Annotated in this window: 17 protein-coding genes and 1 pseudogene; 7 read left to right on the top strand and 11 right to left on the bottom strand. The window is 72.2% G+C overall.

Features of this window, described 5'->3' with window-relative positions; all coding sequences use genetic code 11:
• The coding region (locus ACFZCY_RS11990; protein ID WP_391171529.1) for an IPT/TIG domain-containing protein at nt 1-625 on the top strand (625 nt) is incomplete at its 5' end.
• Nucleotides 626-629: 4 nt separating this feature from the next.
• Here the strand turns inward: ACFZCY_RS11990 and otr(A) are convergent.
• Complete coding sequence (otr(A), locus tag ACFZCY_RS11985) at nt 630-2,531, bottom strand: tetracycline resistance ribosomal protection protein Otr(A) (RefSeq protein WP_391171527.1); 1,902 nt, start codon at nt 2,529-2,531, stop codon at nt 630-632.
• A gap of 255 nt (nt 2,532-2,786) precedes the next feature.
• On the opposite strand from otr(A), the gene ACFZCY_RS11980 reads away from it, so the two are divergent.
• Nucleotides 2,787-4,256: a glycoside hydrolase gene (locus ACFZCY_RS11980; RefSeq protein ID WP_391171525.1), complete on the top strand. Its 1,470-nt coding sequence runs from the start codon at nt 2,787-2,789 to the stop codon at nt 4,254-4,256.
• Nucleotides 4,257-4,315: 59 nt separating this feature from the next.
• On the opposite strand, the gene ACFZCY_RS11975 is transcribed toward ACFZCY_RS11980, so the two are convergent.
• Nucleotides 4,316-4,915, bottom strand: coding sequence for a TetR family transcriptional regulator (locus ACFZCY_RS11975; RefSeq protein WP_391171523.1), 600 nt, complete (start codon nt 4,913-4,915; stop codon nt 4,316-4,318).
• 132 nt (nt 4,916-5,047) lie between these two features.
• Here ACFZCY_RS11975 and ACFZCY_RS11970 point away from each other — a divergent pair, with 132 nt between their 5' ends.
• Nucleotides 5,048-5,878 (top strand): NAD(P)H-binding protein, encoded by an 831-nt coding sequence (locus ACFZCY_RS11970; RefSeq protein ID WP_391171521.1) that lies wholly within the window; start codon nt 5,048-5,050, stop codon nt 5,876-5,878.
• Nucleotides 5,879-5,976: 98 nt separating this feature from the next.
• Here the strand turns inward: ACFZCY_RS11970 and ACFZCY_RS11965 are convergent, their stop codons facing one another.
• Nucleotides 5,977-6,972, bottom strand: a complete 996-nt coding sequence (locus tag ACFZCY_RS11965; RefSeq protein WP_391171519.1) for a Ku protein — start codon at nt 6,970-6,972, stop codon at nt 5,977-5,979.
• 30 nt (nt 6,973-7,002) lie between these two features.
• Here ACFZCY_RS11965 and ligD point away from each other — a divergent pair, with 30 nt between their 5' ends.
• Entirely contained in the window at nt 7,003-7,899 is an 897-nt protein-coding gene (gene ligD, locus ACFZCY_RS11960; RefSeq protein ID WP_391171517.1) for a non-homologous end-joining DNA ligase, read from the top strand.
• Nucleotides 7,896-8,831: an ATP-dependent DNA ligase gene (locus ACFZCY_RS11955; RefSeq protein ID WP_391171515.1), complete on the top strand. Its 936-nt coding sequence runs from the start codon at nt 7,896-7,898 to the stop codon at nt 8,829-8,831. The genes ligD and ACFZCY_RS11955 overlap by 4 nt, the downstream gene beginning before the upstream one ends.
• Nucleotides 8,832-9,141: 310 nt before the next feature.
• Here ACFZCY_RS11955 and ACFZCY_RS11950 read toward each other — a convergent pair whose 3' ends face one another.
• Both ACFZCY_RS11950 and ACFZCY_RS11945 read right to left on the bottom strand, forming a co-directional pair.
• Nucleotides 9,142-10,059, bottom strand: a complete 918-nt coding sequence (locus ACFZCY_RS11950) for a pyridoxal-phosphate dependent enzyme (RefSeq protein WP_391172127.1) — start codon at nt 10,057-10,059, stop codon at nt 9,142-9,144.
• A 403-nt stretch (nt 10,060-10,462) separates the two neighbouring features.
• Nucleotides 10,463-10,753 (bottom strand): annotated as a pseudogene (locus ACFZCY_RS11945) (transposase); the annotation flags it as partial.
• On the opposite strand from ACFZCY_RS11945, the gene ACFZCY_RS11940 reads away from it, so the two are divergent.
• Nucleotides 10,744-10,950, top strand: a complete 207-nt coding sequence (locus ACFZCY_RS11940) for a hypothetical protein (RefSeq protein WP_391171512.1) — start codon at nt 10,744-10,746, stop codon at nt 10,948-10,950. The pseudogene ACFZCY_RS11945 and the gene ACFZCY_RS11940 overlap by 10 nt on opposite strands.
• Before the next feature lie 25 nt (nt 10,951-10,975).
• Here the strand turns inward: ACFZCY_RS11940 and ACFZCY_RS11935 are convergent, their stop codons facing one another.
• A complete protein-coding gene (locus tag ACFZCY_RS11935; protein ID WP_391171510.1) occupies nt 10,976-11,665 on the bottom strand; it encodes a nitroreductase family protein in 690 nt (229 codons plus the stop codon).
• A 102-nt stretch (nt 11,666-11,767) separates the two neighbouring features.
• Between ACFZCY_RS11935 and ACFZCY_RS11930 the strand changes: the two genes are divergently transcribed.
• Nucleotides 11,768-12,361 carry a TetR family transcriptional regulator gene (locus ACFZCY_RS11930; protein ID WP_391171508.1) on the top strand — a complete coding sequence of 198 codons (594 nt, stop codon included), beginning with the start codon at nt 11,768-11,770 and terminating at the stop codon, nt 12,359-12,361.
• A 158-nt stretch (nt 12,362-12,519) separates the two neighbouring features.
• On the opposite strand, the gene ACFZCY_RS11925 is transcribed toward ACFZCY_RS11930, so the two are convergent.
• The 5 genes from ACFZCY_RS11925 to ACFZCY_RS11905 all read right to left on the bottom strand — a co-directional run bounded on the left by ACFZCY_RS11925 (nt 12,520) and on the right by ACFZCY_RS11905 (nt 16,828).
• The gene (locus tag ACFZCY_RS11925; protein ID WP_391171506.1) at nt 12,520-12,993 is read right to left on the bottom strand and encodes a thioesterase family protein; all 474 of its coding nucleotides are present in this window, start codon (nt 12,991-12,993) and stop codon (nt 12,520-12,522) included.
• The gene (locus ACFZCY_RS11920; RefSeq protein ID WP_391171504.1) at nt 12,990-13,967 is read right to left on the bottom strand and encodes a 3-hydroxyacyl-CoA dehydrogenase NAD-binding domain-containing protein; all 978 of its coding nucleotides are present in this window, start codon (nt 13,965-13,967) and stop codon (nt 12,990-12,992) included. Before ACFZCY_RS11920 ends, ACFZCY_RS11925 begins: the two co-directional genes overlap by 4 nt.
• Nucleotides 13,968-14,012: 45 nt before the next feature.
• Nucleotides 14,013-14,906, bottom strand: coding sequence for a 3-keto-5-aminohexanoate cleavage protein (locus ACFZCY_RS11915; RefSeq protein ID WP_391171502.1), 894 nt, complete (start codon nt 14,904-14,906; stop codon nt 14,013-14,015).
• A gap of 33 nt (nt 14,907-14,939) precedes the next feature.
• Nucleotides 14,940-15,833, bottom strand: a complete 894-nt coding sequence (locus ACFZCY_RS11910) for a TetR family transcriptional regulator C-terminal domain-containing protein (protein ID WP_391171500.1) — start codon at nt 15,831-15,833, stop codon at nt 14,940-14,942.
• Between the two features lie 149 nt (nt 15,834-15,982).
• Nucleotides 15,983-16,828: a class I SAM-dependent methyltransferase gene (locus tag ACFZCY_RS11905; RefSeq protein ID WP_391171498.1), complete on the bottom strand. Its 846-nt coding sequence runs from the start codon at nt 16,826-16,828 to the stop codon at nt 15,983-15,985.
• Nucleotides 16,829-16,836: the final 8 nt, after the last annotated feature.

Genomic DNA, 16,836 nt, shown 5'->3' with positions numbered 1-16,836 from the left:
GGTGTCGCCGTCGCAGATCACGGCGGTGGCGCCGCCGGGGGCCGCCGGTCCGGTGCAGATCACGGTGACCGGTCCGGGCGGTACGAGCAACGGCGTGACGTACTTCTACGTCGGCCTCCCCACTCTCGGCGCCGTCACCCCCGGCCAGGGCCCGGCCGCCGGCGGCACGGCCGTCACCCTTACGGGGACGAACCTGCTCGGCGCGACGGCCGTCAAGTTCGGCACCGTCGCCGCCACGTCCTTCACGGTCGTCTCCGACATCCAGATCAACGCGGTGGCGCCGCCGGGAACCGCCGGGCCCGTGCAGGTGACGGTGACCACGCCGGGCGGCACCAGCAACGGCGTCACGTACCTCTACGTCGCCGTCCCCACCCTCACCAGCGCGGTCCCCGGCCAGGGCCCGCTGGGCGGCGGCAACACGGTCACCCTGTTCGGCACCGGCCTGACCACGGCGAACGCGGTCCATTTCGGCTCCACGCTCGCCGGGTTCACGGTCGTGTCGGACAACTGGGTGACGGCGACCGCCCCGGCTGGGTCGGCCGGGGCGGTCAACGTCACCGTGACCACGGAAGGCGGCACGAGCAACGCCGTGAGCTACGCCCGCGTCGCCGGGCCCGACATCTAGTGCTCTAGCGCATGGGGCCGCCAGGGAGCGGCCGGTCGCCGGACGGGCGGGACACCCACACCCCCTCGCCCCGCGAGAGACCCGGCAGCGCGTGCTCGAACTCGTGCACCGACCGCACCGGAATCTCCCCCGTCAGCAGCCACCCCGACCCACCGCCCGCGCTCGCGCTCTCCGCGAGGTCCGCCCCGACCGCGGCGAGCCGGGCGGTGACCTGTGCCAGCACATCGGACGGAATCTCCAGCTCGAAGGCGTGATACGGCTCGTACACCCGCCACCCCGCCCGCTCCAGGGCCGCCCCCAGCACCCCCGGGGTGACGCCCCGGAAGTCGGCGGCGGTGCTGACCGGGGCGTCGAAGCCCGAACGGATCAGGGTGACCCGGCAGTCCGTGACCGCCCGCCCGCGCGGGCCCTCCCGCAGCGTGTCGTGCACGGTCTGCTCGATCGCGGTGTGGAACGCCCGCGGCAGGGCGCCCAGTTCGGTCTCGTAGCCGAAACCGACCCCGGACCCGGTCGCGGCGGGCTCGACGCGCAGCCCGACCGTCGCCCACGGCCCCGTATGGCCGCGCCGGGCCATCTCGTAGCACGCCTCGCCGACCCCCACCGGCCGCTCCACCAGGACCGGGCGGCTCGGCTCGAAGTCGGCCTCGATGCCGTAGTCCTGGACGAGCGTCGCCGCGATGATCTGCTTCTGGACCTCGCCGTACAGCAGTACCGAGGTGGCGCCGCCGGGCACCGCCCGGGCGTGGATCAGCGGATCCTGGTCGGCCAGGGCCAGCAGCGCGGTGTGCAGCCGGGCGGCGGCCGCGGGGCCGGGTTCGCGGGCGTGGACGAGGGTGTGGAGGGTGGGCGCGGCGAATCGTGGGCGACCGTCCTCGGTGCCCAGGTTCCCGAGCCGGTCGCCGACGCGGACCTCAGGGAGCCCCTTGATCCGCGCGATGTTCCCGGCGGTCAGCACCCGCGCCCCTGCCCGGCCCACCACCTCCAGCGAGGTGATCTGCCCGCTGTGCCGGGCGCCGGGCCGGTGCAGGGTGAGGTGCTGCCGTACGGTCAGCTCGCCGGAGAAGAGCCGCAGATACGCGGTCTTCGTGGCGGCGCCCGCCGTCCGCTCGACGGCGAAGACGGCTCCCCGGGGTGCCGTACCGTCCTCGCCCGCGGGGCTGGGCGGGACGTACCGTACGACGCCCTCGACGAGGGCCGCGACCCCCTCCCCGCTCAGCGCCGAACCGAAGTACACCGGATGCGCCCGCCCGTCCGCGGTCCCCGCGGCCAGCGCCGCGCGCACCTCGGCGGGGGAGGGGAGCGGGCCGTCCACGAGCCGGGCGAGCAGCGCGTCGTCGGTCTCCGCCAGCGCCTCGGCAATCTCGGTGCGTACGCCGATGTCGTCGAGCGGCCGCGGCCGGGTGCGCGCGGCCCGCGTGCCCAGGTCCCGTACGTCCGTCATGGCCACGATGTGCGGCGCCAGCAGCCGCCGGATGTCCGCCAGCAGCTCCGCGTGCCGGGCGCCCGCCCGGTCGATCTTGTTGACGAAGAGCAGCACCGGCAGCCGCAGCCGCCGCAGCGTCTTCATCAGCACCCGGGTCTGCGCCTGGACGCCCTCGACGGCGGACAGCACGAGCACGGCCCCGTCCAGCACGCCGAGCGCCCGCTCGACCTCGGCGATGAAGTCGGAGTGGCCGGGGGTGTCGATCAGATTGACCTGGGTGTCACCGGCGGTGAAGGAGGCGACGGCCGACCGTACGGTGATCCCGCGCTCCCGCTCGATGGCGCCGGTATCGGTCTGGGTGTCCCCGGAGTCGACGCTGCCGAGGCGGTCGATGACGCCCGCGTCGAACAGCAGCCGCTCGGTGAGGCTGGTCTTACCGGCGTCGACATGGGCGAGCACGCCGATGTTGATGGTCTGGTGCATGCGTGGTGATGTCCTCGAAGACGGTCGTCCGATGGGGGCGCTGAGTCGTTCCGAGGAATCGGCGCATCGCATGCTCCTGTCGTGTCGGCAGTGGTGTTGGCGAATGCCGCGGACATCCTGAGCGGGCCGGTGGGCCGGGAGCAACCGAATTACGACCGTCGCCCTGGCGGCAGAAAGCGCTGTCATACCTCTCGACAACTCCCTCTCCGCACCCGACGCTTCACACCACGGGGACCCAAGCGGCAGAAGGGACACATGGTGCGACGAAGAACGCTCCTCACCGCGGCAAGCGCAACCCTGCTCGGCACCGCACTCACCACCGGCACGGCCCACGCCGACGAGGCCGTCACCGTCGACCCGGGCACCGACCACGGTGGCTGGGAGGGCTGGGGCACCTCGCTCGCCTGGTGGGCCAACCTCTTCGGGCAGCGGGACGACTTCGCCGACCTCTTCTTCACCACCAGGAACACCACGTACGCCGGTACCACCCTCCCCGGCCTCGGGCTGAACATCGCCCGCTACAACCTCGGCGGCTGCGCCTGGACCGGCGTGGGCGGCCAGTCCATGGCCGTCTCGCCCAACATCCCCCGGTTCAAGCAGATCGAGGGCTACTGGCACGACTGGTCCAGCGAGGACCCCGCCTCCTCCGCCTGGCGCTGGACCTCCGACGCGGTCCAGCGCGCGGCGCTCACCAAGGCCGTGCAGCGCGGCGCCGTCACCGAGCTGTTCTCCAATTCACCCATGTGGTGGATGTGCCTCAACCACAACCCCTCCGGCGCGGCGGACGGCGGCAACAACCTCCAGTCCTGGAACTACCGGCAGTTCGCCGTCTACCTCGCCACCACCGCCCGCTACGCCCAGGACCACTGGGGCGTCTGCTTCGCCACCGTCGAGCCGTTCAACGAACCGTCCTCCGCGTGGTGGAAGGCGGACGGCACCCAGGAGGGCTGCCACATCGACGCGGCGGTGCAGCGCACCGTCCTCGGCCACCTCCGCACCGAGCTGGACAGCCGCGGCCTGACCGGGGCCCGCATCTCGGCCTCGGACGAGACCAGTTACGACCTGGCCCGCACCACCTGGGGCTCCTTCGACACCGCGACCCGCGCCCTTGTCGACCAGGTCAATGTGCACGGCTACCAGGGCTCGGGCGGCCGCCGCGACCTGCTGTACGCGGACGTGCGCGCCGCGGGCAAGAAGCTGTGGAACTCCGAGACCGGCGACAAGGACGGCACGGGCCTCACCCTCGCCACCAACCTCTGCATGGACTTCCGCTGGCTGCACCCGACCGCCTGGTGCTACTGGCAGGTCATGGACCCCAGCGCGGGCTGGGCGCTCATCCACTACGACCCGAACACCGCGCAGCCCGGCGCCGTGCAGACCAAGTACTACGTCCTGGCCCAGTTCACCCGGCACATCCGCCCCGGCATGCGCGTCCTGGCCACCGGCTCGGACCACGCGGTGGCGGCGTACGACCCGGCCGCACGCCGCCTCGTGCTCGTCGCCGTCAACCCCGGCGCCGCGCAGACCATGACCTTCGACCTGTCCCGGTTCGGCCAGGTCACCGGCGGTACGGGCGGCCTCGTGCCGCGCTGGTCGACGCAGACGGCGGGCGGCGGCGACCTGTACACCGCGCGCCGGGACACGGTGCTGGACGGCAAGCGGCTGAGCGTTCCGTTCGCCGCGCAGTCCGTGCAGACGTTCCAGATCGACGGGGTGACGGAGTAGGTCTCCGTCGCTTCGTCGCTTCGTTGCTTCGTTGCTTCGTCGCTTCGTCGCGGGCGTTCTCAGGTCGCCAGGTGGCGGACGATCCGGCGCAGCTGCTCCGCGTAGTGCTCGCGGAACTCCGGTGACTCCGGGTCGGCGTCGAAGAACTGCCGCACGGCGTGCGGCAGCGCGATCGGCGCCGTGACCAGGCTGACGTACAGCAGCATGGCCATGGCGGGATCGATGTCCTCCGCGATTTCGCCCGCCGCCTGGCGGCGCCGCAGGTCGGAGAGGTCCTCCGGGCCCTCCTCCGGCGCGGCGTCGTCCAGGCCGCACCAGGCGTTGAACCGGGTCGCCCGGGGATCGGCGAAGGCCTCCCGGAGGTAGCGCTCGACCAGCTCGTCGAGGGGGATCGAGGGGTCGTTGAAGGTCGCCTCGTGCTTCAGCCACTCGCGGCCCAGCTCCCGGTACAGCCCCTCCTTGCCGCCGAAGTGGTACGCGATCAGCTGCTTGTTGACGCCCGCCCGGTCCGCGATGTCCTGCACCCGGGCGCCCGCGAACCCCTTCTGCGCGAACTCGTCCCGCGCGGCCTCCAGCAGCAGCCGCCGGGAGCGCTCCGGGCACAGCTTGCGCTCCTCGGGCGCGGGGGCGCGGCGGGACCTCTTCGGTGTCCCCTCCATGGCCTTCAACTCCTCGTACCACTGCTCCGTGCTCGATCGGACCAGATTAGCTTCATCTATTTGTTTGACAAGTTCATCCGGTTGGATGAATCTGGCTTCGAGGATGCTTGAGGACAGCTAGGGAGGCACGTCATGATCGTGGTAACCGGAGCCACCGGAAACGTCGGCGCGCATGTGGTGAAGGAGCTGGCCGCCGCGGGCGCGGAGGTCCGCGCTCTCACCCGTGACCCCGAGGCCACCCGCTTCCCCGAAGGGGTCAGCGGGGCACGGACCGAGGACCTGCCGCTGGAGGGCGCCACCGGGCTCTTCCTCCACGCCGCGGTGGCGTGGCAGCTGGGCGCCGAGAAACTGCTGGAGCGGGCCAAGGAGGCCGGGGTGCGGCGCATCGTGATGCTCTCCTCGTCCTCCGTCCTCGAGGAAACCGACCCGAAGGACAACCCGATCGGCGCCATGCACCGCGAGCTGGAGGCCCAGGTCGAGCGCACCGGGCTGGAGTGGACGCATGTGCGGCCGGGTGCCTTCGCCGTGAACGCCTTCCAGTGGGCGGACCAGATCAAGGCCGGGGACGTGGTGTACGGCGCGTACGCCGGAGCGCACATGGCGCCCATCCACGAGGCCGACATGGGCGCCGTCGCCGCCCGCGCGCTCCTCACCGACGACCTGGTCGGCCGGACGCCCGAGCTGACCGGCCCGGAGTCGCTGACCTTCGCCGACCAGGTGCGCGTCATCGGCGAGGTCATCGGGCGGCCCCTGCGGTACGAGGAGATTCCGCACGAGGTGGCGCGCGAGAAGATGGTCGGCGGGTTCGTGACACCGGAGATCGCGGACTCGCTGCTGCGGGTCTTCGCGGGCTGCGTGGACCGGCCGCAGGCGATCTCCCCGGAGGTCGAGCGCATCACGGGCCGTCCGCCTCGGACGTTCGCGGAGTGGGTCGCGGAGCACCGGGGCGCCTTCGGCGGGTAGGCCGGTGCGTTTGGGGTGCGCTGTGGGCGCCCGTCGTACCCGGCCACCCGCCACCGGCGGGTGGCCGGGTGGGGACGGGCGCGCCCCCGCACCCCGCGTCAGGCGCCGCGCTTGCCGGGCTGCTTCTTGGCCGCCGCCTTTTTCGGCGTCTGCTTCTTCGCCGCGGTCTTCTTGGCCGCGGTCTTCTTCGCGGCCGTCTTCTTCTCGACCGTCTTCTTCTCGGGCGCCTTCTTCTTGGCCGGGGCCTTCCTGCGGCCGGTCATTTCGGTGACCGTTGCCTTATCCTCGGCTGCCCCGGCCTCCTCGGCCGATTCGCCGCGGGCCTCCTTCGCGCTGCGGACGCTGTCCTTCAGCGCGGCCATCAGGTCCACGACCTGGGCGCCGGCCGGGCGCTCACCCGGTTCGGCGGTGGGGGTGGCGCCGGAGACCTTTGCCGCCACCAGGGACTCCAGGGCCTCGTGGTACTCGTCGTGCAGTTCGCTCAGGTTCACCTCGCCGAGCGTGGCCATCAGGGTGTCGGCGAGGTCCAGCTCGGCCGGTTTCACCGTGACCTTCTCCTTGGGCGCCACGCCCGCGGGCTCGCGTACCTCGTCCGGCCACAGCAGCCGGTGCATGGCGATGGCGTCGCCGACGACGCGCAGCATGCCGAGCCGTTCCCGCCCGCGGTGGGCGTACTTGGTGATGGCGACCTTCTCGCTGCGCTTGAGGGCCTCGCGGAGCAGGGCGTACGGCTTGGCGGCTGCGGTGCCGTTGGCGCCGAGGTAGTAGGCGTCGCCCATCTGCAGCGGATCGATGTCCGAGGCGTTCACGAACGCCTCGATCTCCAGGGCGCGGGTGGTCGGCAGCGGAAGGGCGGCCAGGTCCTCGTCGGTGATCGGGATCAGGGCACCGTCGGCATCCTCGTACGCCTTGCCGATCTCCTCCGAGTCGACCTGCTTGTCCTCCAGCTCGCAGACCTTGCGATAGCGGATGCGGCCGCCGTCGGCGGTGTGGATCTGCCGGAAGGACACCGAGTGGTCCTCGGTCGCCGGATACATCTTGATCGGGATGCTCACCAGGCCGAACGAAATGTTCCCATTCCAGATAGATCGCATGCTTGATCCCTTTCGTGAGATTCTTATCGTATGTCCCCGATCACGGAGGTGGAGGGGCGACGGATCGCGCTCAGGAACCTCGACAAGGTCATCCATCCGGCCACCGGCACCACCAAGGGCGAGCTGCTGCACTATCTGGCGTCCGCCGCCGCCCCGATGCTCGGCCATCTGCGGGGGCGCCCCCTCGCGTTCCTGCGCTATCCGGACGGCCCGGACGGACAGACGTTCTTCACCAAGAACCCGCCCCCCGGCACCCCCTCCTGGGTGACGACCGCCGAGGTCAGCCGCCATGAGGGGGAAACCGCGCGCCAGGTGCTGGTGCAGGACCTGGCCTCGCTGATGTGGGCGGCGAACCTGGTGGTCGAGTTCCACGCGCCCATGTGGCGGATCGACGCGGGAACGGGCATCGCCGACCGGCTGGTGTTCGACCTCGACCCCGGGCCGCCCGCCACGATCGTGGACTGCTGCGCCGTCGCCGTATGGCTGCGGGAGCGGCTGGCCGCTGACGGGCTGGCCGCGTACGCCAAGACCAGCGGATCCAAGGGGCTGCATCTGCTGACCCCGCTGGAACCGGCGCCGTCCCGGCAGGTCACCCACTACGCCCGGCGGCTCGCGGCGGAGGCCTCGGCCGCGCTGCCGGGGCTGGCCATCCAGAAGATGACGCGCTCCCTGCGGCCCGGCAAGGTGTTCGTCGACTTCAGCCAGAACGCCGCCGCCAAGACCACCGCCGCCCCCTACACGCCCCGCGCCCGCCCGGAGCCGACCGTCTCCACGCCCGTGACCTGGGGCGAGGTGGAGGCGTGCGACGACCCCGGGCGGCTGGTCTTCCGGATCGACGACGTCCCCGCCCGCCTCGACCGCCACGGCGATCTGCTCGCCCCGCTCCTCGACCCGGCACGGGCCCACCCGTTGCCCGCCATGTCATGACCGCCCTGCTGCCGCCCCTGCTGCCCCCCGTGCCGGTGGCGCTGGCCCGGCCCGTTCCGACCCTGCCGGTCGCCACGCCGGGGCGGCAGCTCGCCTACGAGCCGAAGTTCGACGGCCATCGGCTGCTGATCTTCCGGCTGGCGGACGAGGTGCGGATGCAGGCCCGCTCCGGCCGCATCGTCACCCGCGCCTTCCCCGACCTGGCGGCCGCCGCGCTACGGCTCCCGGTGGGCACCGTGCTCGACGGGGAGGTGGTGGTGTGGGTCGGGCGCCACACCGACTTCGCCGCCGTCCAGAAGCGCGCCACCGCCGCGTCCGAGGCCCGCGCCGCGCGGCTCGCCCGCGAACTCCCCGCGTCCTACGCCGCGTTCGACCTCCTCGCGAGCGGCCCGGACGACCTGCGGCCGCGGCCGTACGCCGAACGCCGCGCCCGCCTCGTCGCGCTCCTCGAACCGCACGGTCCGCCCCTGCAGGCCGTACCGATGACGATGGACCCGGAGCTGGCCGCCACCTGGTACGAGGCGTTCCCGGCCATCGGCGTCGAGGGGCTGGTCATCAAGAGCCCCGACCAGCCCTACCGGCCCGGACGGCACTGGCGGAAGCTGCGGCACTCGGAGACCCGGGACGCCGTGGTCGTCGGCGTCGTCGGCCCCCGGTTCCGCCCACGCGCCCTGGCCCTCGTCCTGCCGGGCGACGACACCCCCGTGGTCTCCGGCCCCCTCTCCCCGGCGGTCCGGGCCCAGCTGGCCACGGCCCTGCGGGACCTGCCGCCGGTGGAATCCCCGTCCCCGGACCCGCCCACGGCGATCGACACGGTCGGCGCGTGGATCGCCTACCAGCCGATCGCGCCGGACCTGACGGTGGAGGTACGCCAGGAGAGCACGGTCCGCCACGCTGCGACGGCGGTCATCCGCCTACGGGTCCGGGAGTGACCCCGCGCCGCGCCCCATTCCCGTGCGGGGTGCGCTGCCGAGCCCATGCCGGGCGCGCCCCGGGATGCCGGGCCCAGCCTCGAGCGCGCCGGGCGGACCTGTGCCCTCGTCTCCCGACTCCCGTGCCGGGCGCGCCCTGGGGCGCGAGGCCCAGCCCTGCCGGTCGGGCGGACCTGCAGGTCCTGGCATGCCCCGGTGCCGAAGTTCGGCCCGGGCGCCGAGTACCGTGCCGCACCGCCCACGGCGCGCGTCGTCGGGGTCCGGGGCGGAGCCCCGGTTTCGGGAACGTGCGGGGTGGGGGACAAGCCCCCTACCCCGCACCCGCAGGGTCCGGCGGCCCGGTGACCACTGCCGTCACCCGGGCACCCCGCGGCAGCGCCCCCGCTTCCGCCAGCCCGTACAGCCCCCACAGCATCTTCGCCACGTACCGCCGCTCCACCCGCATCCCGTGCCGCTCCTCGAACCCCGCCGCGAACGCCTCCAGCTCGGCCGGGACCCGCCCGTACCCGCCGCCGTGCCAGCCGTGCTCGATGCGCCAATCGCCGAACTCCCGCCCCCACCCGAGCCGGTGCAGCTCTGCCACCTCGCCCTCCAGGTAGCCGCCCGCGCCCTTCAGCACGGCGAACCCCAGCGCCCGCGCGCCCTCCGGCAGGGCGGCGGCGATCCCGGCCAGCGTGCCGCCGGTGCCGACCGCACAGCACACGATGTCGCGCGCGCCCAGACCGGGCATCTCCGCGACCAGCTCGGCCGCCCCGCGCGCGGCGAGCGCGTTCGAACCCCCCTCAGGCAGCACATAACAACGCCCCCACCGCGCATCCAGCTCCCGCAGCGTCCCCGGGTCGTCCAGGGAGCGCAGCATCTCCCGGTACCCGGACCGGTCGAGGAAGGCCAGCCGCATGCCGTACGACTCGGCGAGCGCGAGCGACCAGTTGCGCGGGGCGTCGGCCAGCTCGTCACCCCGGATGATCCCCACCGTGGACATCCCCCACGCCGCCCCGGCGGCGGCGACGGCGCGGATGTGGTTGGAGTACGCCCCGCCGAAGGTGAGCAGCCGGGTATGCCCCTGCTCGGCGGCGGCGCGCAGATTGGGCGTGAGCTTGCGCCACTTGTTGCCGGGGACGGTGGGGTGGATGAGGTCGTCCCGCTTCAGCCGCAGCTCCAGCCCCGCACGCTCCATGACCGGATCGGCGAGCGGGGTCAGCGGCGAGGGAAGGGCGGCGGGAGGCATCACGACGGAAGTCTAGAAACCCGGGCCCGACCCGCCGGTCCGGGCTCATCCAGAAGCCTGTCGGTCTTCGCGGCCGGGGTGGCCGGGCGGCGGCCGCCCTTGCTGCCCCACGACGCGCCCGCCCGCAGCACCCGGCTCGCCCAGGGGGTGTCTTGTGGATCATGCCGGGCTCCCGACGCCGCTGTGACATCAGCCGCTGCCGCGGCGGGCGGCACCTCGCGGCCCCGCGCTCGTCGCACGCAGCGCCTCCCCCAGCTACCGCTGGGAGGTGCCCCCCGCGCTCTCCTCACGCGGGTTGCGAGCTTCCCCCAGCTACCGCTGGGAGGTGCCCCCTGCACCAGACGCCGCTCGCTGATCCGGCCTGATCCACAAGACACCCCCTAGGGCCTGTGTGATGTTGTGATCAGCCAGTTGCCTTCAGGATGTCGTCGATCCAGATCATCGAGGCACGGAGGTGGAGGCCGGCGAGGTAGCTCTCGGGCGTCTTGTCGTATCGAGTCGCGATACCGCGCCATGCCTTCAACTTGTTGATGAGCCGCTCGACGGTGTTCCGCTCCTTGTAAAGATCGCCGTCGTGGCGTGTGGGGCGGCCGCCCCGGCGGCCCTTCTTCTTCCGGTTGGCGGACTGGTCCTTCTTCTCCGGGATGACTGCCTTGATGCCGCGTTTTCGCAGGTAAGAGCGGTTTGCGCGGGACCAAACGGTTCAGCCACCCCGTCGTCGGTCGCCTCGACATCACCTACGAAGCCCTCTCCCTGCCCGGCGACCCCGACCAGATCCTCTTCGTCTACGCCGGCAAGACCGACGACGACCTCGAAAAACTGCGCATCCTCGCCAGCTGGTACGCCCGGTCCGCCCCCGTCGGCAAGGACACGGCCCAGCCGCCCGCCTGAGCACCAAGTGCCCTGGTGCTCGCGGCTATCGATGGAATGCCGTGGTCGTTTCGAGCGTGGCGCGCTCCGCGGTGATCTGGTTGACGGCGGCGGCCGCGTCGGCGTAGCCGAAGGAGATGCCGACGAGCAGCTTTCCGCCGGTGATGCCGAGTTCGCCGCGCACGGTGTCGGCGTAGAAGCTCAACAGCCCCTGCGGGCAGCTGTCCACGCCGTACGCGGACATCGCCAGCAGCAGCGTTTGCATGTAGGCGCCGACGTCCGCGGCGAGCCGTGCGTCGGCGTCGCCGGAGACGAAGAGGAACGCGACGTGCGGTGCGCCGTAGAAGCGCAGGCTCTCGGCGTCGTACGCCGCACGTGCCGTGTGGTCGTCGGGGCCGATGCCCAGGGCGCCGTAGAGCCCGGCGCCGAAGGCGGCCCGGCGCGCCTGCTGCGTCGGCGAGTACATGTCGTCGCTGTACGGGAAATCGACCGAGACGCGCTTCTCGGCGTGGGCGGCCTGGAGGGCATCCGCCAGGCGCTCGCGCGGCTCCCCGCTCACCACCTCGATCTGCCACGGCTGGGCGTTGGAGTTGGACGGCGCCGCACTGGCCAGGGAGAAGATCGCGCGCATCGTCTCCTCGGGTACGGCATGGGGCCGGAACGCGCGGGTGGCGTGGCGGCCGCGGATCAGCTTCTCCGCGTACCCGCTCAGCTCGGTGGTGCCAATTCCGCTCATGGAAGACTCCTCGAGGACGAGTGAGGTAAACGGTTGTGTTTACTTGGGTGGGACCGTAGCAGCCCGCCGGACCGTAAGTAAACGCGGGCGTATGCTTAGTGGGTGACTGCGACCGGTACGACGACGCAACGGCGGGGGCGCGGCGCGCGCGAGCGCATCCTCGCCGCGGCGGCCCAGCTGTTCGCGAGCCAGGGGATCAACGCGACCGGCATGGAGCAGGTCGCGGAAGAGGCGCCGGTGTCCAAGCGCACGCTCTACGCCCACTTCCGGACCAAGAGCGACCTGGTGATCGCCCACCTGCGGGAACTCGGCGCGTCGGGGAGCACGCTGGAGAGCGTGCTGGCCCGTGAGGACCTTGCCCCTCGGGAGCGGATTCTCCGGCTGTTCGACCAGCCCGGACCGGACGCGGGTCCGGTGCGGGGGTGCCCGTTCATCGACGCGGCGGTGGAGTTCCCCGACCCGCACAGTGCGGTGCATGCCCACGCCCGCGAGCAGAAGCTGCTGATGGTGCGGCTGGTCACGGCGCTGACGACGGAGCTGGGCTGCCGCGAACCCGCCGCTCTCGCCGAGCAGCTCGTCACGCTCGCGGACGGGGCGGCCAGTCGCGCGATGGTGCTGGACCAGGCGGATTACGGTCGGCATGCCCGGGCGGCGGCGGAGATCCTGCTCGACAACGCCCTGGCCGGGGCGAGTTGACCGGCCCCGGCGGCCGCCACGTATGGCGACGCGGCATGTGCTGATCATCGGGTCGGGCACGTCGCTCCACCGGGACATCTACGCGACGGCCTGAACGCGTCGAGGGGGTCACCGGGCCGCACGGCCCGGTGACCCCCTCGTCTCTGCGTGCGCCGCGCCTAGGCGGCCGCCGGCACCGGGCCGATGGAGCGGCCCGCCCACTTGGGGGCCTCTTCGATCAGGGAGGTGAGCCGCTCGCGGATCTCCTCGGGGAAGGGCGCCGCGCGGCCCTCCTTCTGGTCGATGTGGAGGGCGAGCAGTTCGGTGGTGGCCACGGGCTCGCCGCCCTCCGGCTCGCCCACGTACATCTCGTGGGAGAACCGCACCTTCTTCTCGTCCACACCCAGCACCCGGGTGCGGATGGTCAGCTCGGCGCCTTCCTCGACTTCGTGGAGATAGCGTAGGTGCGTCTCGACGGTGTAGAGGGAGCAGCCGGTCTTCACCCGGTATCCGGAGTCGAGACCGGTCTCGACCATCATCTCGTCCGTGCTGTGTCCGAAGACGAGGACGTAGAACGCCTCGCTCATATGACCGTTGTAGTCGATCCATTCCGGTCGCACGGTCTGGTGGTAGTGGGGGAGCTGGTCGCTCACTTGTCGCCTCCCTCGTTGCGCTGCTCGGGCAACCGGCCGGTCGCCCGCAGGACGTTGATCACGCCCTGGTCCCTTTCCGCGACGAGCTGGGCGATAGTCCGCCCGGCCGCCGCCTCGTCACATCCGTCGACCATGGCCGTACGCAACGAGTCGTCCAGCTCAGGGGCTTCGAGACGCGTCCATGGCGATTTCAGTGACGGTCCGAAGTGATCGAGCATATGCCCCATGCCGCCCTCGCCTCCCGCCAGGGCGAACGTCAGGCACGGGCCCATGAAGGCCCAGCGCAGACCGGGTCCTTCGGTGATCGAGTCGTCGATGTCCTTCACGGTGGCCTCACCGTTCGCGACCATGTGCAGGGCCTCGCGCCACAGCGCCTCCTGGAGGCGGTTGGCGATGAAGCCGGGCAGTTCGCGGTCCATGGTGATGACGGACTTGGCGGCCGCCTTGTAGAAGGCGGAGGCCCATTCCACGGCGGCCGGGTCGGTCTTCTCCCCGCCGACGACCTCGACCAGCGGGATCAGATACGGCGGGTTGAACGGGTGGCCGACGAGGAGGCGGCCGGGGTCGGTGGCCTCGGTCTGCATGTCGGTCATCGGATAGCCGGAGGTGGAGGACGCGATGACGACGCCCGCCGGGGCCGCCGCGTCCAGCTGGGCCAGCAGGCTCCGCTTCAGCTCCAGCTTCTCGGGGGCGCTCTCCTGGACGAACTCCGCCTCGGCGACGGCCTCTTCGAGGGTCGGGGCGAGGGTGAGACGGTCCGGTGAGGCGCCCTCGGCGAGGCCGATCTGCTCCAGTGCCGGCCAGGCGGCGTCGACGAGGCGGCGCAGCTTCACCTCGGCGTCCGGCGCCGGGTCCCAGGCGGTGACGTCGTAGCCGCGGGCGAGGTAGTGGGCGACCCAGCCGCCGCCGATGACGCCCGCGCCGATACAGGCGACGCGGCGGACACGGTCGGGGGCGCAGGGGGGTGAGGGCATGGGGGTCCTAAGGGGGTGAGGAGGGGTGACGCAGACCGGGAGGGGTTACGAGCGCGGCTTGAGGCCCAGGCGCTGCCGGGCCTCGTCGGGCGTGGCGACGGTGGCGCCCAGCAGCTCGGTGATCTGGACGGCGCGCTCGACCAGCTGGCCGTTGGTGGCCTTGACACCCCGGCTGAGGTAGAGGTTGTCCTCGAGCCCGACCCGTACGTTGCCGCCGAGCAGGATGGACTGGGCGACCCACGGCATCTGCATGCGGCCCAGCGCGAAGCTGGCCCACTGAGCGCCCTCGGGCAGGATGTCGACCATCGCCTTGAGGACGCCCGGCTCGGCGGGGGCGCCCCACGGGATGCCCATGCACAGCTGGAAGACGGTCGGGTCGTCGAGCAGCCCCTCGGCCAGCAGCTGCTTGGCGAACCACAGCTGCCCGGTGTCGAAGATCTCCAGCTCCGGGCGGACGCCCAGCTCCTGGATGCGCTTGGCGCCGGTGCGCAGCATGTCGGGAGTGGAGACGTAGAGGTTGCTGCCGTCGCCGAAGTTGAGCGAGCCGCAGTCCAGGGTGCAGATGTCGGGGAGCAGGTCCTCGACGTGCGGGAGCCGGTCCAGGCCGCTGACCAGGTCGGTGCCGGGGAGGTGGGTGAGCGGTTCCTCGGGGTCGATGACGAGGTCGCCGCCCATGCCCGCGGTGAGGTTGATGACGACGTCGGTGCCGGTCTCCTTCACCCGCTCCACGACCTCGCGGTACAGCCGCGGATCGCGGGAGGGGGCGCCGGTCTCGGGGTCGCGTACGTGGATGTGGACCACGGCCGCCCCGGCCTCCGCGGCCTCGACGGCGGAGCGGGCTATCTGCTCGGGGGTGACGGGGACGTGGGGGCTGCGGCCCACGGTGTCACCGGCCCCGGTGAGGGCGCAGGTGATGATGACGCTGTCGTTCATGGGCATGGGGTTTCTCCGTCTTCTGCGACTGCTCCGTAGCTACGGGAACGGGGATGAACGGGTTTCGTCGGGACGGTGAGGGGGCTGTGCGGACAGCTCCGTGTCGACGTAGGCGAGGCAGGCGGCGCGCATGTGGTCCGCGCTCGTACCGCCCTCGGCGGGCGCGGTGGCGACCACCTGGGTGGCGAATCCGTCGATCAGCGCGGTGAGCCGCAGGGCGCCGAACTCCGGGTCCACGTCGCGGAAGACGCCCTGGGCGATGCCGCGCCGGATCACCTCGGCGATGGTCCGCCGCCACTCCCGGTAGAACGCGGCGTGCAGTTGCCCGATGGCGGTCGAGCGCGCGGCCTCGGCCCACAGGTCCATCCACACCAGCCACTGGTGGCGCTGCTGGGTGCTGTCCGGGACCTGGAGGTCGATGAGCTGACGCAGCTCCTCGAGGGCGTCGTCGGCCTCGGCGAGGCGGGCGGCGCGGCGCATGGTGTCCTCGTCCATGCACCAGCGCACGGCGGCTTCCAGTAATTCGGCCCGGCCGGGGAAGTGGTAGTGGATGGCGGCGGTGCTGGTGTCGCAGGCGGCGGCGATGTCGGCGACGCGTACGGAGTGGAAGCCGTGCTCGGCGATGAGCCGGACCGTCTCGCGCACGATCTGGAGGGGCCGCCCGCCCTCGGGGGGTGAGGGGCGGGCGGCCGGTTCGGGGGCGCCGGCGGCGGGCTCGCCGGGGCCGGCGGTGCCGAGCAGCCACCCGGCGTCGACCCGGCCCGCGTCGGCGATGCGGGCCAGTTCGGCGACGGTGAAACGGCGGGTGCCGCCGAGCGAGCGGGACAGCTTGGAGGGGTCCATCACCACACGCCGCGCGAACTCCCGCTGGCTGCAGCCCGCTTCGTCGATCACCTGACGGACGCGGGCCGCGACGTCGAACTCTTGCCGCATGGCCGACACGCTACGGAGGTGTTGAGATAAGCGCAATGGACGTGGGCGTGGAATACACCCTTCTGACCCGCTATGCGCCGGAATTTCAGCCCTGTGATGAGGTGGCGACTGACTCGGTGATCAGTGGAGATCGGTAGGAAACCAGCCACTCAGCCGAAGCGGGCGATCGCGGTCATCGTGGGGCGCAGATTCCGTACGGCGGGCAGCCGCCGCAGCACCGGCACCAGCGCCCCGTGGTACAGCCCCCGCCCGCGCGGCGGCGGCAGCTCCCGCACCTCGGACACGCGCGGATGGGCGCTGCGGACCTTCGCCAGCTCACCCGCGTCCATGCCCCACGGCATGGGCGGCGGCCGGTATCCCCGCGCGGTGCGCAGCTCGCCGCGCATCGTGCGCGCGCTGAACCAGCGGGGCACCGCGTCGAAGACCAGCGCCCCGCCCGGGAACCCCTCCGCGCACCCGGCGATCAGGTCCCGTACCTCGGTGGGCCGCAGATACATCAGCAGCCCCTGCGCGGTGATCAGCACCCCGCGGGAGGGGTCGACCTCCTCCCGCCACGACAGGTCGAGCGCCGACCGGGCGAGGGTGCGCCGCCGTTCGTCGTCCGGCAGCAGGGCGCGCCGCACCGCGGCGGTCTCCGGCAGCTCGACGCACAGCCAGCGGGCCCGTCCGTTGTCCACCCGCCAGTACTGGGTCTCCAGCCCCTCGGCGAGGGCGACGACGGTGCCGTCCGGGTGGGCGGCGAGGAAGTCCCGTACGGCGTCGTCGAAGGTCCGCACGCGCAGCGCATGCCCCTGCGCGAGCAGCGGACCGGGCGGGCCGAAGGTCTCCTCGAAGGGGTAGTCGATGCGGTCGGCCAGCTCCACGGCCTTGGGGTCCGCCAGCACCGGCCGTGGCCGCCGCGCCTCGTACGCGCGCATGTGCAGGTTCCACAGCAGGGTCTCCGGGACCCCGCTCAGCTCGACGCTCCATCCGCTGTCGTCCGCCATGTGATCCATTGAACACC

Source organism: Streptomyces sp. NPDC007983, from assembly GCF_042958345.1.
Taxonomy (GTDB): Bacteria; Actinomycetota; Actinomycetes; order Streptomycetales; family Streptomycetaceae; genus Streptomyces.
Note: the sequence above shows the minus strand (reverse complement) of the source record. Positions and strands in the feature narration are given on the sequence as shown.